Raw genomic sequence first — 16,205 nt, forward strand, 5'->3', positions numbered from 1 at the left:
AGGTAACCTGGGGGCCGCCATGCTGACGCGCAAGCAACATGAACTGCTGATGTTCATCCATGAACGCCTGAAGGAGAGCGGCATTCCGCCATCCTTCGACGAGATGAAGGAGGCGCTTGACCTTGCCTCCAAATCCGGGATTCATCGGCTGATCACCGCACTTGAGGAGCGCGGCTTTATTCGCCGGTTGCCCAACCGGGCACGCGCGCTGGAAGTGCTGCGATTGCCGGACTCGATCGCGCCCGGTCTCAACGCGGCAAAGAAGTTTTCGCCAAGCGTCATCCAGGGCAGTCTCGGTCAGGGTGGCGCCCTTGGCCGGCAGATCAAGCCGGCGCCTTCGCGGATGCCCTCGCCCGGCAATGATGACGATGCGGTCTCCGCCGTGTCGATCCCGGTCATGGGCCGTATCGCCGCCGGTGTGCCGATCGATGCCATCCAGCATCAGACGCATTCGATCTCGGTGCCGCCGGACATGATCATGGGCGGCGCCCACTATGCGCTGGAGGTCAAGGGAGACTCGATGATCGAGGCCGGTATCTTCGACGGCGACACCGTCATCATCCGCAATGCCGACACGGCGAGCCCCGGCGAGATCATCGTGGCGCTGGTCGATGAAGAGGAAGCGACGCTGAAGCGGTTCCGCCGCAAGGGCGCTTCGATTGCTCTCGAAGCCGCCAATCCGGCCTATGAAACCCGTATTTTCGGCCCGGACAGGGTCAAGGTGCAAGGCAAGCTCGTCGGCCTGATCCGCCGCTACTGAGGCGGCTGTGGGTTGGCCGCTGGCTTCTCCGGTTTCTTGAAGGGTGCCAGCCCCCTTGCCTCACGAGAGTATTTGCGTTGCGTGTGCCAGGGCCGATATGGGCTGTCCACCGCGAAGCTGATCGTCGCCGGCGTGGTCGCCGATTGGCGATCGAAGAAGACCGCGGCACTGCCTTTGCGAGCCAGTTGCCGCTTGGTGATGACGAGAACCAGCGGATTGTGACAGGCGTCATACGCGGTGGCGTCATTGATGACGATCAGCTCGGCGAAGCCGCAGGCTTTCCAGGCGTCCTTGCGGTCCTCGACATAGGCAATGATCGCACCGGACATGTGCCTGGCCACGCAAACGCCTGAGGAGCAATAGAACGGCGATCCCAGCGGCAGATCAACGGCATCCGCGACATCGAATTGCCCATCGCTGTTGTCGAACACCTCTGGCACGACGATGGTTTCTGATGTCAGGGCGCGTTTCCAGTTGTCGACGGTGAATTCGTTCGGCCGTTCCCGGCTGACGGCAAGCTCGCCGCCACCGATCGGCAACGCCACCAGCCGGGCGTCTTCCGAGATTAGCACATCCGGCGTGCGCGTATCCGAGACGGTCAGCAAGCCTGCCAGCGCGAATGGCAGAGCAGCGAGCCGCAGCCAAGTTGTCGCCATTGTCGCGATGACCAGGGCAATTGCCACCAACAGGACCGACTGCTGCGAAATCAGCCCGACCCCATCGACAGGCGAACGCTCGGAGATCCAGCCTGATATGGCGATCATCATCGTCAGGCCCTTACCCATCAGGTAGAGAGCCGGCCAATCCAATCCGAAAGGCATCAACAGCGCGCTGGCGACGGCCAGGAACATGACGACGGTGACGATCGGCATTACCGCGAGATTGGCAAACAGGCTGAGCGGCGAGACACGCTGAAAATGCCAGATGGCAAACAGCGTCGTCGCGCTTCCCGCGATGATCGAGGTCATGGCAAGGCCGGTTGCCGCCAGCAGGAATTTTCGCGTCAGGAAACCGGGCACGGATCGCTTTGGCGGCGGCGGTCTTGCTTTTCCCGCGCGGTGATCCGCCCAGCCGGCATAGGCGCCGACCAGAGCCGCGGTCGCGGCGAACGACATCTGAAAACTCGGGCCGACCACCTCATGCGGCGACACCACGATGACGGCGATCGCCGAGATCGCCAGATTGCGCATGGTGAGTGCTGCTCGATCGAACAGCACGGCAATCAGCATCACCGCCAGCATGATGAAGCTGCGCTCGGCGGCAACGACGACTCCCGAGATGATGAGATAGGCCGCGATCGAGAACAGTGCGGCGGCGGCGGCATACTTCTTGACCGGGCGACGCGCGGAAAAGTCGGGAAACAAGGCGAAGGCGCCGCGCAGCAAACCCATGATGGTGCCTGCGACCAGAGCCATGTGCAGTCCCGAAATGGAGATGATGTGGTAGATGCCGGTACGTCGCATCGCCTCATTGATGTCATCGGGAATGCCGGCGCGCACGCCGACGATCAGCGCCGCGGCGATCTCGCCTTCGGCGCCGCCGACGCTCGCCCTGATATGGTCGGCGATGCCTTCACGGGCATTTTCCACGCTAGAGGAAATTCGGGCCGGCAGCGGCATGTCGCCGTCATCGTTGACGACAAGCTTTGGATTGCCGAGAAAGAACCCGCTGCCACCGATGCCGGCAAAGTAGCTGTCGAAGGAGAAGTCATAGCTGTCCGGCCGCACCGGCCCGGTCGGCGGCAAGAGCTTGGCATATCCGGTGATGAGGGAGCCGGCGGTCACGTCAGCCGGGATCTTGCGTGCCGAAAGCCGCACCCGTTCCGGCGCATAGCGCAGTTTCGGTCTTGCGGTCGATGTCACGTCGATGGTCAGCCGGATACGGCCGGTTTCCATCCGGTCGAGCGAGACGACGCGGCCGGTGACTTGCGTCGAAATTTCCGAGCCCAACATTTGTGTGCCCGCACGCCACGTCTCGACCTTGGCAGCAAGCAGTCCTAGGGCGCACAAAAGTGCCGCCATGAAACACAGATGGGTCTTTGGCCATGAGCGCGAGACCAGCGCACAGATCCCCGTCAGAATGACAACCGCGACAGGTCTCGCAAAGTCGGGTTCAGCCGTCAGCGAAAAATAGCCGATCGCTCCGATCGCCAGGCAGACCGGCACCAGCAGGAAGGCCACGCCCCGGTCGAGTTCCAGGCTCGCCGCCGTGTTCACGCTGTGGCGCAGGCGAGGCAGTGATGTCAGGCTGATTTGCCGGCGCACGCGAACGATCCTGCCGGTTTCGGCAACAGGAACAGAGGCGGCGACATCCGCTTGTAACGGCGCTTGGCCGGGATCCGGCAGGAGGGGCGACGGCAATGGCAGAGGCGCAAAGAGGGACCGTTCGCTGACGCCGATGGCAGCGTCCTCGCCCTGATCCGAGCCCCAGCCTCGTCCAGCCATCGGGTCTGCCCCTTGCGCCCTCGACACCCTATGCTACATGAACGCCGGGCGCGCGAAAGTCCGCGCAACCGCACCCGCTTCAGATGGTTTCCGAGAGTTCCATGTCCGACAAGGTCGTCACCCGTTTTGCCCCCTCGCCCACCGGCTATCTGCACATAGGCGGCGCGCGCACGGCGCTGTTCAACTGGCTGTATGCAAAGCACACTGGCGGCACGATGCTGCTGCGCATCGAAGACACCGACCGTGAACGCTCCAATGAAGCCGCGACGGCTGCCATCCTCGACGGGCTTTCCTGGCTTGGCCTGAGCTGGGACGGCGAGCCGGTGTCACAGTTCGAGCGTGCGCCGCGCCACCGCGAGGTGGCGGAGGAGCTCGTGCGCATGGGCATGGCCTATTATTGCTATGCCACGCCAGCCGAACTGGAGGCCATGCGCGAGGCTGCCAGAGCCAAGGGGCTGCCGCCCCGCTATGACGGCCGCTGGCGCGACCGCGACCCCTCTGAGGCGCCCGCAGGCGTCAAGGGCGCCATCCGCATCAAGGCGCCGACCGAAGGCGAGACCATCGTCCATGACCGTGTCCAGGGCGAGGTGCGCTTTCCCAACAAGGATCTCGATGACTTCATCATCCTGCGTTCTGACGGCAATCCCACTTACATGCATGCCGTCGTCGTCGATGATCATGATATGGGCGTCACCCATATCATTCGCGGCGACGATCATCTGACCAATGCCGCTCGCCAGACCGTGATCTACAACGCCATGGGCTGGGACGTGCCGTCCATGTCGCATATCCCCCTGATCCACGGCGCCGATGGCGCCAAGCTGTCGAAGCGGCACGGCGCGCTTGGCGTCGAGGCCTATCGCGCCATGGGCTACCTGCCGGAGGCGCTGCTCAACTACCTGGCGCGCCTTGGCTGGAGCCATGGCGACGACGAGATCATGTCGATCAAGGATATGATCTCGTGGTTCGACATCGGCGATGTCAACAAGGGCGCGGCGCGCTTCGACTTCGCCAAGCTGGAGGCGATCAACGGCGCGCATATGCGCCGCATGAGCGATGCCGAACTGTTCGACATCTTCATCGCCACCCTGCCCTATCTCGAAGGTGGCCCGGCGATCGCCGCGCGCCTGAACGACAGCACCAAGGCGCAGTTGCTGGCAGCGCTTCCGGGCCTGAAGGAGCGCGCCAAGACACTGGTCGAGCTCGTCGATGGCGCGGCCTTCCTGTTCGCCACGCGCCCCCTGCCGATCGACGACAAGGCGGCCCTTCTGCTTACCGACGATGCCCGCAAGATCCTGCGCAGTGCTCACGAAGCTTTGAACGGGCTTGCGGGTGACTGGACAGCCGCCTCGGCGGAGGCGGCGATCCGCGAGGTGGCAGCGGCCGGCAGTCACAAGCTCGGCGCGGTGGCCCAGCCTTTGCGCGCTGCGTTGACCGGCAAAAGCACCTCGCCGGGCGTGTTCGATGTGCTCGCCGTGCTCGGCCGCGAGGAAAGCCTGGCGCGCATCTCAGATCAAATCGATTAGGAGCAAACTGGCCCAAGAAGATTGGCATTGAAAGGCGGGTTTCGCAGTGCAACATTAGGCCTTGGCCCAATCTGGCACGCACCTCCTGAGATGCGGTGGCGAATACGCGCATTGCGGTGATTTTCGACGTGTCGCTCTGCAGAATTTTGCCTTTGCCGGCATGAGGAAACAAGAAGGAGTTTGCAATGACCGAAGCTGCGAAAAAAATGGATTTGGGCGGCAAGACCCAGGAGGCCACGGCAACGCTTGCATTCGCCGGCAAGACCCATGAATTCAAGGTGCGAAGTGGTTCGGTCGGGCCTGATGTCATCGATATCGCCTCGCTCTACTCAACCACCGGCGCCTTCACTTACGATCCCGGCTTCACCTCGACGGCAAGCTGCGAGTCCGAAATCACCTTCATCGACGGCGACGCCGGCATCCTCCTGCACCGCGGCTATCCGATCGACCAGTTGGCCGAACATGGCGATTTCCTCGAGGTCTGCTATCTCCTGCTCTACGGTGAATTGCCGACCAAGGCGCAGAAGGACGACTTCGACTATCGCGTGACGCGCCACACCATGGTGCATGAGCAGATGTCGCGCTTTTTCACCGGCTTCCGCCGCGACGCGCATCCGATGGCGGTGATGTGCGGCGTGGTCGGCGCGCTGTCGGCCTTCTACCACGACTCCACCGACATCTCCGACCCCTACCAGCGCATGGTTGCCTCCATGCGGCTGATCGCCAAGATGCCGACGATCGCGGCGATGGCCTACAAATACCACATCGGCCAGCCGTTCATTTACCCGAAGAACGAGCTCAACTTCGCCGCCAACTTCCTGCACATGTGCTTTGCCGTGCCGTGCGAGGAATACAAGATCAACCCGGTGCTGGCGCGCGCCATGGAGCGCATCTTCATTTTGCACGCCGACCACGAGCAGAACGCCTCGACCTCGACCGTTCGTCTCGCCGGCTCGTCGGGCGCCAACCCGTTTGCGTGCATCGCCGCCGGTATAGCCTGCCTGTGGGGACCGGCGCATGGCGGCGCCAATGAAGCGGCGCTCAACATGCTTGGCGAGATCGGCCATGTCGATCATATCCCCGAATTCATCGCCCGCGCCAAGGACAAGGACGACCCGTTCCGCTTGATGGGCTTTGGCCACCGCGTCTACAAGAACTACGATCCGCGCGCCAAGATCATGCAGAAGACGGCACATGAGGTTCTGGGCGAGCTCGGCATCAAGGACGATCCGCTGCTCGACATCGCCATGGAGCTGGAAAAGATCGCGCTGACCGATTCCTATTTCATCGAGAAGAAGCTCTACCCGAATGTCGACTTCTATTCCGGCATCACGCTGAAGGCGCTGGGCTTTCCCACCACCATGTTCACCGTGCTGTTCGCGGTCGCCCGCACCGTCGGCTGGATCGCCCAGTGGAAAGAGATGATCGAGGATCCGCGCCAGAAGATCGGCCGCCCGCGTCAGCTCTATACCGGCGCACCCGAGCGTGACTACGTGCCGATCGCCAAGCGGTGAATTGGGAGTAGGGATTGGGGATTGGGCAGTAGGCAGTAGGCAGTAGGCAGTAGGCACGGTCAACTTCCCTACTCCCTACTGACTATTCCCTCTCTTGATATACCGCATCACCACCTGCGCGGCGATCTCGCCGGACGGTCTATCCGTCGCCATGCGCCGCGTGATCTCTGCAAATCCATTCTTCTGCCAGGCGCGCATGCCGCTGTCGGCGAACAGGGCTTCCAATTGCCGGGCCAGATTGTTCGGCTTGATGTAGCCGTCGTAGAATTCCGGAATAAGCGCTCGATCCGATATCAGATTGGGCAGCAGCGCCGACCAGACGGAAACGAGGTACGGCGCCAAGACGCGCGCGACCGGGTCGAGCCTGTAGCAGGAAATCATCGGCACGCCGGCCAGCGCCAGTTCCAGCGATACCGTCCCGGACGCGATCAGCGCCGCATCGGCTTTGCCGAAAGCCTGCCATTTGCGTTGGGGATCGACGATGATCTCAGGCTTTTCATCCCAGCGGTTGACGGAGGATTTGACGAGGTCGGCGACATGCGGAACGGTCGGCAGCAGCAGCCGTAGGCGGTGGCCACGCGCACGCAGAATCGACACCGTCTCGCCGAACGGGTCGAGCAGCCGCCGTACCTCGCCACGCCGCGAACCGGGCAGGACGAGCAGGGTCTTGACGCGATCAGGAGAAAGGTCGCGCGGCAGCTCCTGCGCCTTGGCTGCGGCCAGCAAGCCCGCATCGTGGGTCAGGCGATGCCCGACATAAGTGCCCGGTGGCCCGCCGAGCCGATCGAGCTCCTTGACCTCGAAAGGCAGGATGCAGAGGATGTGGTCGACATAGGGCTTCATCGCCACCGCCCTGCCCGGCCGCCACGCCCATACGCTCGGGCAGACATAGTGGATGATCGGAATCGACGGGTTGGCCGCACGCACCTTTTTGGCGACGCGCAACGAAAAGTCCGGACTGTCGATGGTGACAAGGCAGTCCGGCTTTTCGTCGGCAACGGTCTTGGCCAGTTGGCTGATCCGCCGTATCAGGCGCGGCAGGTCGCGCAGGACGGCACTGAACCCCATGAGGGCGATCTCACCGGCATCGAATGGCGAGACCAGTCCCAGCGCCTGCAAATGACGGCCGCCGAGGCCGACGAGTTGCACCTCGCGCCCGGCCGCCTGCCTGAGCGAGCGTACTATGTCGGCGCCGAGCAGGTCGCCGGACTCCTCTCCGGCAACGATCGCGATCTTCAATACCCTGTCAGCCATTACGCGGCTCCGTGGCGACAGGCAGGCCAAGGACGAACAGGCCGAGTGCATTGGCGCGTGCGATGGTTTCAGGACCTTCGAGGATCAGCGAGCGTCCCGCCTCGACGGCAATGCCGGCGAGCCCGGCCGCGTGCGCTGCCTCGACCGTCTGCGGACCGATGGATGGAAGATCGGCGCGCAGTTCCTGACCAGGCTTGGCGCACTTGACGAGGACGCCGCGGGTCTTGCCCGCAATACGGCCGTGGCCGCGCAGCAGCTTCGCACGATCAAGCAGGCCGGCTGTTCCTTCGATGCCTTCCAGCGCGATTGCCCGGCCGCCAACGGCGATCGCCGCCTGGCCGACATCCAGCGCCCCGATGGCCTTTGCTGCCGCAAGGCCCGCCTCAATATCGCGCCAGTCCAATTTTCGCGGTTCGGTCTTGGTCAGCACGCCTTCGGCGGCGACAAGATTCGGCACTACTTCGTGGGCGCCAACGACCTTTATTCCACGCGCTTCGAGGCCCCGTGCCAAGATCTTTAGAAGACCATCATCGCCACGCGCGAGCGCCATGACGACCAAAGGAATCACCGCGAGCAGGCTGAGACTGGGGCGCAGCGCAAGCAATCGCGGCCGGCGCTTGATCTCGCCTGCAAGCACCAGATGGGTGATCCGGTGCCGCCGCAGCAATGGGACGAGCGAGCCTATACCTTCCAGAGCGAGGTTTTCGTGATCGTATCGGGAGAGTTCCGCGATGCGGTCGACTTCGCCTTCCATCAGGATGACGAAGGGCGGATAACCTTGTTCAGCCGAACCGGCCGCGACTTCGACCGGCAGACTGCCGCCGCCGGCAATGATGCCGACCCTGGAGCCCGGCGGAAGATCAAGACGCGCTGCCGCTGTCTCAGTCTTCGTCATCGACATCGTCGCCATCGCCGCCCTTGAGCGACGGCACAGCATAGTGCCGCTTGCCGCGACTGGTGATGAAATCGATGATCTTCATGGCGGTCGGCGACGACGCGAACTCCGCCTTGGCGAATTCGATGTTCTCGCCAACGGTGCGGGAACGATCGAAGATCATCCTGTAAGCCTTGCGCAGCACAAGGATTTCGGACCTCGGCAGACCGGAACGCTTGAGGCCGATGATGTTGAGACCGCGCAGGCTGGCGCGGTTGCCGACCGCGATGGCAAAGGGAATGACATCGCCGACGATCGCCGAGCAGCCGCCCAGAAAGGCGTTGTCGCCGATGCGAACAAACTGATGCACAGCGGTCAGGCCGCCGATATAGACATTGTTGCCGACCTCGCAGTGGCCGCCCAGCGTTGCGCCATTGGCGAACGTCGCATTGTTGCCGACGACGCAATCATGGGCGATATGTGCGTAGGCAAGGAAATTGCCATTGTCGCCGACCGTGGTCTCGCCGCGGCTGGAATCGGTGCCGAGATGCATGGTCACACCTTCGCGGATCGTGCAGTTCTTGCCGATGACCAGGGTGGTGCGGCCGCCCTTGTGCTTGGTGTTTTGCGGCGGTGCGCCCAATGTCGCCATCGGATAGACCTTGGTCGAGGCGCCGATCGACGTCGCGCCCATCACCGAGACATGACTGACCAGTTCGACGTCGTCGCCGATCACCACATCGGCACCGACATGGCAGAACGGTCCGATGCGCACACCTTGGCCGATTTGAGCGCCTTCCTCCACAACGGAGGAAGCATGGATGGATGTTTTGATTTTCATAAGCACTCGATCGTCAGTCGCTGGTGACCATCATGGCTGAAATCTCGGCCTCGGCCGCCTTGGCGCCGTCGACCATAGCTTCACAAGCGAATTTGAGCAGATTGCCGCGTTTCTTGATTTTCTTGACATAGATCTTCAACTGGTCGCCGGGAACGACCGGTTTGCGGAATTTGGCGTTGTCGATGGTCAGGAAATAGACCAGCGACGGCTTTTCGGTGCCCAGGCTGCGGATACAGATGGCGCCGGCCGTCTGCGCCATCGCCTCAACGATGAGCACACCCGGCATGACCGGCTGCTCAGGGAAATGGCCCTGAAAATGCGGCTCGTTTATGGTCACGTTCTTGATGCCGATGGCGGATTCGTCGCCATCGATGTCGACGATACGATCGATCATCAGGAACGGATAGCGGTGCGGCAGGAGCTTCATCAGCCCCATGATGTCGACCGCTTCCAGCGTCGTCGACGCGATCATGTCAGCCATTGCCTCCCTCGCCCTGTTTGCGGGTCCTGGCGAGCTTGCGCAGCATGGCTATCTCCCGCATGGCTTCCGCCATCGGCTGTGCCGGATAGCCGCCCCAGATCTCGCCTGCAGGGACATTGCTCATAAATCCACTTCTGGCGGCAAGCTTGGCCCCTGTCCCTATGGTCAGGTGATCCGCAAGCCCGACGCCGCCGCCCATGGTGACATTGTCACCCACGACCACAGAACCCGAAATACCCGAAAGCCCGGCTATTATGCAATTGCGGCCGATGCGGACGTTATGGGCGATCTGCACGAGATTGTCGATCTTGGTGCCCTGGCCGATGACCGTATCGGACATGGCGCCGCGATCGACGGTGGTGTTGGAGCCGATCTCGACGTCATCCTGGATAACGACACGGCCGATCTGCGGCACGCGCTCGGGACCCTTGGCCCCGCCAACGAACCCAAAACCATCCTGGCCTATCCTGGCGCCGCCATGAATGATGACGCGATTGCCGATCAAGGCATACTGGATGCTAGCGCCTGGACCGACATAGCCGTCGCGGCCGATCTGGCAAGATGATCCGATGACCGCATTTGGGGCGATGACGGTACCGCTGCCGATCGAAGCACCTGGCCCGATGACCGCGCCGGCTTCGATGACGGCACCGGCTTCGACATGCGCGGTCGCATCGACATGAGCGTGCGGCGAGACGCCGGTTTCACTGGTCATCGGCCCTGGTGTCGCCGCCCTCGGAAACAGCAGACGCCCGACAAACGCGAAGGCCTGTTGCGGACGCGGATGAACCAGAACGGCAACGCCGGCCGGCGCCTTGCCGGCAAATTCCGCCGGGCACAGGACCGCGGCTGCCCGCAGCGACGGCATCAGCGCGGAATTGCGCTTGCCGTCGACAAAGACGAGCGCATTCTCGCCGCCCTCGCTGGCTGGCGCGAGTGCTTCGATCGAAATATCTGAGTGGCCGGAATCGACGAGCACCGAGCCGGTCAGATTCGCGACTTCGCCCGCCGTATACCGGCGTGATGGCGCGAAGAACACCGGATCGGTCATTCCAGAAGCTATATCCAGCTAGGTCGGAACATTTCTCCCGGACCCTGAAGACCCGGGAGCATCGTTGGCCGCCGATCAGAAGCGGGTCGATATGCCGAAGTTGAATTCCTGCACGTCGTCGCGCGCTTCCTTCTTGACCGGGATCGCATAGTCGATACGGATCGGACCGAACGGCGACGCCCACATCAGGCCGAGGCCGACCGAGGCACGCAACTTCATGCCGACCGAGTCCTGGGTGACGCCAGCGGTGTCGACCTTGCTTCCATAGAGCGTTGCCGCATCCGCGAAGACAGCGCCACGCAAGCCGAAGCTTTCCGGTACGACCGGCAACGGAAACTGAGCTTCTGCGGACGCATTGAAATAGGTCGTGCCGCCGAGATGGTCGCCCGTAGCAATATCGACAGGACCGATGCCGCCATAGGCAAAGCCACGGATCATGCGATCGGTGCTCTGGAATTGATCGAAGATCCGCAGACCATCGCTGCCGTATCCTTCAACATGGCCAGCGCCACCTGAAATGAGCCCGACTAGGTCGTACTGCTCCGACAACGTCTGGTAGATGCTGCCGCGCCCCGTGACCTTCACGAACTTGGCATCACCGCCGAGGCCTGCGACTTCTACCGTCGTGGTGGCGTAGATACCCTCGTGCGGGCTCTTCATATCGTCGATGGTGTTGTAGACCAGCCCGAGGCTGACCGACGACTTGATCCAAGGGCTTTGTTCGATGCCATCCAGGATAGCCGTGGAAACGTCACACTTCGCCGGATCGTAAACGCCGCCGGTCACGCAATCGTCTTCCAGCTTATACTTTTCTTGCGAGATGTTGTACGCCAACTGGGTCGAGATGCTGTCGGTGATCGGCAGANCAGACCGAAGCGCACCGTCGCGCCCACAGTGTCGCTTTCGTAGTTGTCGTATTCCCTGGTCTGCTTGAAGATGTCGAAACCGGCAGCGATGCGCCGTCCGAGGAAATAAGGCTCGGTGAAGGACAGGCTGTAGTCGCGTGAATTCTTGCCGCCGCCCGCCGACAGCTTGATGAACTGGCCACGACCGAGGAAGTTGCGCTCGGTCACCGAGCCTTCGACCGACGGACCGGCCGTGTCGCCACCGGTCGAATAACCAGCGCCTACCGAGAACTCGCCGGTCGATTTCTCGACCACATCGACCACCAGAACGACCTGGTCAGGCTGCGAGCCCGGCACGGTCGAGATGTCGACTTTCTCAAAGTAATTCAAGTTTTCCAAACGCTTCTTCGCGCGCTGGATGAGCACCTGGTTGAAGGCATCGCCTTCGCTGACGTCGAACTCACGGCGAATGACATAGTCACGCGTGCGATCGTTGCCGCGGATCTCGATGCGTTCGATATAGGCCTTGGTGCCCTGGTCGATCGTATAGACAACCGAAATGGTGTGGTTCTCGAAATTGCGGTCGCCGCGCGGCGTGACCTGCGCGAAGGCATAGCCGGAACCGGCCACCTTCTCGGTCAGCGCGATGATGGAATCCTCTACGTTCTTGGCGTTGTAGACGTCACCCTTGTGGGTCTCGATCACCGATTCCAGCGACTTGCCGTCGACTTCAGGGATCGAGCTCTCGACGCTGACGTCACCGAACGTGTAGCGGTCGCCTTCCTGGACGGTGATGGTGACCGTGTACTTGTTCGTCGCACTGTCGAGTTCACCGACAGCGGACACGACCTGGAAGTCGGCATACCCATGATTGTAGTAAAAGCGACGCAGCAGCTCCTGGTCGGCGCGCAGCTTGTCGTCGTCATAGACGTCGTCGCGCAGGATGAAGGAAACCCAGGACGAACGCTTGGTGTTGATGATATCCGACAGGCGGCGGCTGGAATAGGCGCTATTGCCGACGAAATTGATCGCCGCGATCTGCGTGCGATCGCCTTCAGCGATGTTGAAGACAACATTTACGCGATTGTCGCCAAGCTGCATGACCTGCGTGGTCACGGTCACATCGTCGCGACCAATGCGCCTGTATGCAGCCTTGACCGATTCCACGTCGGCATCGAGCGTCGCCTGCGAGAACGTTCCGCGCGGCTTCAGCTGCACGGCCGCCGCAAGCGCATTGTCCTTGAGCTTCTTGTTGTTCTGGAACAGCACCTGGTTGACAACCTGGTACTCGGCAACCTTGACCACCAGCGTCGAGCCGACCTGGTTGATCTGCACGTCCGAAAACAGGCCTGTGCCGAAGAGCGCCTTGACCGCACCGTCGATATCGGAACTGGAGAAAGCCTTGCCCGGCTTGATGGTGATGTAATTGCGGATGGTCTCAGCGTCGATACGCTGATTGCCGCTCACTTCGACTCTGCTGACGACAGCGGCTTCAGCCGCCGATGTGGCAACGAACTGCACTGCGAGCGCGCCTGGCACGACCATGGCCGCGGACAGGGTCACCGCGGACGCGGCGCTTAGAAACTTGGATGCTGCCTTCATCGGGCTTAATAACCTTTTCTCGTAGTCCCCACGGCGAGAAAACCGGACGTGCGGTAATTTCCCCTACCGTATTAACCGGATTTTCCCTACACGCAAGGCTTCTGGTTAATTTGTATTTACTTAACCCTGCGGCGTGGCTTTCGCGTCACTCATATCCCCTTGCATGGTAAACGGCGTCTCAACATCGTCCATGCAGAAGCCAAATTTCTTCATGATTTCAGCACCCAAACAGATCGTTCCAAAAAACGAACCCCATGAAGCACAGCACCAGAAGCAACCCGGCCCGATAGGCCATTTCCATCATCCGTTCCGACACCGGACGGCGAATGACAGCCTCCACCCCGTAGAACAAGAGGTGACCGCCGTCGAGGGGGGGAATCGGCAAAAGGTTCAGAATTCCGATGCCAACGGATAGCAGTGCAACCAGCTGCACGAGCCATTCGAATCCCAGTTTCGCAGCCCTGCCCGCCATGTCGGCTATCTTCACCGGACCGCCCAGCTGACATTTGTCTTCGCGCCCGACAACAAAGCGCTGCAGGAACTGGCCGGTGCGCTGGATGACGTGACCGGTTTCCTCGACCGCCGCCGCGACCGCTCCGACCGGCGTGTAGGTGATGAGCCTCGGCTGGCCGAGTTCCTTGTTATTGACGACACCGATCACGGCGACCTTGACCTTGTTGCCGAGCGCGTCTTCCTGTTCCATCAGCCGCGGCGCCGCGGTCACAGTGACCTCCTGGCCGTCGCGCAGCATGACGAAGGTGATTGCGTCGTCGGCACGGCCCGAGACCAGGCGTTGAACGTCGCCAAAGGTTTCGACCTTGTTGCCGTCGACGCTGACGAATCGGTCGCCGGGAAGAATGCCGGCCTTCGCCGCCGGGCTGTCGGCGGTCACCTCGGCCACCATGGGCTCGGCGACATAGCGGCCATAGGCGGTGAACAGCACGGAAAAGACGACGATCGTCAGCAGGAAATTGAACAACGGTCCGGCCACCACCGTTGCCGCGCGCTTCCAGATCGGCTGCGTGTGGAAGGCGACCTTGCGCTCTTCCTCGGTCAGCGTTTCAATTTCTTCCGACGTGGGCTGGCTCGATGTGGCGTTCATGTCGCCGACGAATTTGACATAGCCGCCAAGCGGTATCGCACACAGTTTCCAGCGCGTGCCGTGGCTGTCGTTGAAGCCGAAAAGTTCCGGGCCGAAGCCGATCGAGAAGGCCCTGACACCGATGCCGCACCAGCGCCCGACAAGGTAATGGCCCATTTCATGGACGAACACGACCACTGTCAGCACGAAGAGGAATGGCACCAGCGTGCCCAGGACAAAGCCTTCTGTGCTGAAAAGCGCGTGAAGAATCTCGTTCAAGACAAACCCTCAAATTCTTCCACGGCGCAGACTGCGCCGTGACTGTGACACCAATCCGGGCGAATCCAAGGCGCACCGCGCATAGGACCCTGAAATGACATCGCTCAAACGGGAAACAGACCCTGCGCCGGATGATCGGCGTTCGCCGAAATCCAGCCGATGACGTATAGGGCGAATGCCGCTGCGACAAGCCCGTCGACACGATCCATGACGCCGCCATGGCCCGGGATGAGCGCCCCCGAATCCTTGCGGCCATGGCGGCGCTTGATCCAGGATTCGAACAGGTCGCCTGCCTGCGAGACAATCGACAGCACGAGCGCGACCAAGCCGAGCAATACCAGATTGCCGACACCGGCAGCTGCGGCGAGGACCAGCCCGGCGACGACGCCGCCGACAGCGCCGCCGAGTGCGCCGCTGCGCGTCTTGCCGGGCGAGATCGCCGGCGCCAGTTTCGGCCCCCCAACGGCGCGCCCCACGAAATAGGCAAGGATATCGGTGGCCCAGACGACCGCGAACAGGAACAGGATGGCAATGAGGCCTGAACGATCGCCATCCCGCAGCAAGGCGAGCGACAGGCCTGAAACCGCGGCATAGGCAAGGCCGCTCGCATCCCATTGTCCGGTCTTGCGAACCGAGGCGGCTATCGCCGTTGCGGCAACAATGGCCGCCACAAGCGGTAGCAGCCAGGAGGAGGCCAGGCCGCCAATCAAGGCGCCAATGAAGACAACCAGCAGTGCTTCCGGCAGGAAACCCAGACCCGTTGCCCCGGTTGGCCGCGACATGCGGGTCCATTCATAGAAGATCGCCGCTACGATCACGGCACACAGCAGCCGGAACGGCAAACCGCCGATCCAGGTCAAGCCGAGAGTGATGATGGCGAGCACGATCGCCGAAACGATACGGAGTTGAAGATTGCTCATCCCGCGGCCGGTCGCGAAGCGACGTCCTGGCCTCCAAGTCCGCCGAAACGGCGTTCGCGGCCAGCAAACTCACGCAAAGCTTCCGCAAGGTGCTCGCGGCTGAAGTCGGGCCAATAGCAAGGCAGGAAGACGAGTTCGCTATAGGCGGCTTGCCACAGAAGGAAGTTTGACAACCGAAGCTCGCCGCTGGTGCGGATGACGAGTTCCGGGTCGGGAATGCCTTGCGTATCAAGCGCGCCGGCAAAACTTTCGGCTGATATCGCCTCGGCGTCGAGTTCGCCACGCGCCACGGCCGCCGCAAGCTTTTGTGCCGTGCGAACGATTTCGTCTCGTCCGCCATAGTTGAAGGCGATCACCAGCGTCAGCGATTCGTTTGCGGCCGTCAGCGTTTCGGCCTCATCGAGCAGTCCCCTGATATCAGACTGCAGCCCTGCCCGGTCGCCGATGATTCTAACCCGCACACCGCTCTGGTGCAGTTCAGCAAGGTCACGGCGGATGAACATTTTCAAGAGGCCCATCAGGTCGCTGACCTCGGACTTCGGCCGCGACCAATTCTCCGACGAGAAAGCATAGACGGTCAGGTAGGAAATGCCGAGCCCAGGTGCCGCGCGCACCGTCTTGCGCAGCGCCTCGACACCGGCACGGTGGCCCGCAAGACGGGGCATGCCGCGCGCCTTGGCCCAGCGTCCGTTTCCGTCCATGATGATCGCGACATGCGCGGGCGTTGCCATGT

Annotated in this window: 12 protein-coding genes and 1 pseudogene; 3 read left to right on the forward strand and 10 right to left on the reverse strand. The window is 62.1% G+C overall.

Going from position 1 to position 16,205, the window contains the following annotated elements:
- Nucleotides 1-19: 19 nt before the first annotated feature.
- Nucleotides 20-760 (forward strand): transcriptional repressor LexA, encoded by a 741-nt coding sequence (gene lexA, locus X735_RS143065; protein WP_013531746.1) that lies wholly within the window; start codon nucleotides 20-22, stop codon nucleotides 758-760.
- On the opposite strand, the gene X735_RS143060 is transcribed toward lexA, so the two are convergent.
- Entirely contained in the window at nucleotides 754-3,204 is a 2,451-nt protein-coding gene (locus tag X735_RS143060) for a ComEC/Rec2 family competence protein (protein ID WP_023812920.1), read from the reverse strand. The two genes, lexA and X735_RS143060, sit on opposite strands and share 7 nt — an antisense overlap.
- A 101-nt stretch (nucleotides 3,205-3,305) precedes the next feature.
- Between X735_RS143060 and gltX the strand changes: the two genes are divergently transcribed.
- The gene (gltX, locus tag X735_RS143055; RefSeq protein ID WP_023812921.1) at nucleotides 3,306-4,730 is read left to right on the forward strand and encodes a glutamate--tRNA ligase; all 1,425 of its coding nucleotides are present in this window, start codon (nucleotides 3,306-3,308) and stop codon (nucleotides 4,728-4,730) included.
- Between the two features lie 185 nt (nucleotides 4,731-4,915).
- A complete protein-coding gene (gltA, locus tag X735_RS143050) occupies nucleotides 4,916-6,244 on the forward strand; it encodes a citrate synthase (protein WP_027036654.1) in 1,329 nt (442 codons plus the stop codon).
- Nucleotides 6,245-6,319: 75 nt separating this feature from the next.
- Here the strand turns inward: gltA and lpxB are convergent, their stop codons facing one another.
- The 9 genes and pseudogenes from lpxB to X735_RS143010 all read right to left on the reverse strand — a co-directional run bounded on the left by lpxB (nucleotide 6,320) and on the right by X735_RS143010 (nucleotide 16,203).
- Entirely contained in the window at nucleotides 6,320-7,498 is a 1,179-nt protein-coding gene (lpxB, locus tag X735_RS143045) for a lipid-A-disaccharide synthase (protein WP_023812923.1), read from the reverse strand.
- Nucleotides 7,491-8,408, reverse strand: coding sequence for an LpxI family protein (locus tag X735_RS143040; protein ID WP_023812924.1), 918 nt, complete (start codon nucleotides 8,406-8,408; stop codon nucleotides 7,491-7,493). Before X735_RS143040 ends, lpxB begins: the two co-directional genes overlap by 8 nt.
- Nucleotides 8,380-9,213, reverse strand: a complete 834-nt coding sequence (gene lpxA, locus X735_RS143035; RefSeq protein WP_023812925.1) for an acyl-ACP--UDP-N-acetylglucosamine O-acyltransferase — start codon at nucleotides 9,211-9,213, stop codon at nucleotides 8,380-8,382. Before lpxA ends, X735_RS143040 begins: the two co-directional genes overlap by 29 nt.
- Before the next feature lie 13 nt (nucleotides 9,214-9,226).
- Nucleotides 9,227-9,694, reverse strand: coding sequence for a 3-hydroxyacyl-ACP dehydratase FabZ (gene fabZ, locus X735_RS143030; RefSeq protein WP_013531753.1), 468 nt, complete (start codon nucleotides 9,692-9,694; stop codon nucleotides 9,227-9,229).
- Entirely contained in the window at nucleotides 9,687-10,745 is a 1,059-nt protein-coding gene (lpxD, locus tag X735_RS143025) for a UDP-3-O-(3-hydroxymyristoyl)glucosamine N-acyltransferase (protein ID WP_023812926.1), read from the reverse strand. The genes fabZ and lpxD overlap by 8 nt, the downstream gene beginning before the upstream one ends.
- A 75-nt stretch (nucleotides 10,746-10,820) precedes the next feature.
- Nucleotides 10,821-13,192, reverse strand: a pseudogene (bamA, locus tag X735_RS01000000166200) (outer membrane protein assembly factor BamA).
- Between the two features lie 217 nt (nucleotides 13,193-13,409).
- The gene (gene rseP, locus X735_RS143020; protein ID WP_023812928.1) at nucleotides 13,410-14,552 is read right to left on the reverse strand and encodes an RIP metalloprotease RseP; all 1,143 of its coding nucleotides are present in this window, start codon (nucleotides 14,550-14,552) and stop codon (nucleotides 13,410-13,412) included.
- A 104-nt stretch (nucleotides 14,553-14,656) separates the two neighbouring features.
- Complete coding sequence (locus X735_RS143015) at nucleotides 14,657-15,472, reverse strand: phosphatidate cytidylyltransferase (RefSeq protein WP_023812929.1); 816 nt, start codon at nucleotides 15,470-15,472, stop codon at nucleotides 14,657-14,659.
- On the reverse strand, nucleotides 15,469-16,203 hold the full coding sequence (locus X735_RS143010; protein WP_023812930.1) for an isoprenyl transferase: 735 nt from the start codon (nucleotides 16,201-16,203) through the stop codon (nucleotides 15,469-15,471). Before X735_RS143010 ends, X735_RS143015 begins: the two co-directional genes overlap by 4 nt.
- Between the last annotated feature and the right edge of the window lie 2 nt (nucleotides 16,204-16,205).

Source organism: Mesorhizobium sp. L2C084A000 (genome assembly GCF_000502875.1).
Classification (GTDB): domain Bacteria; phylum Pseudomonadota; class Alphaproteobacteria; order Rhizobiales; family Rhizobiaceae; genus Mesorhizobium.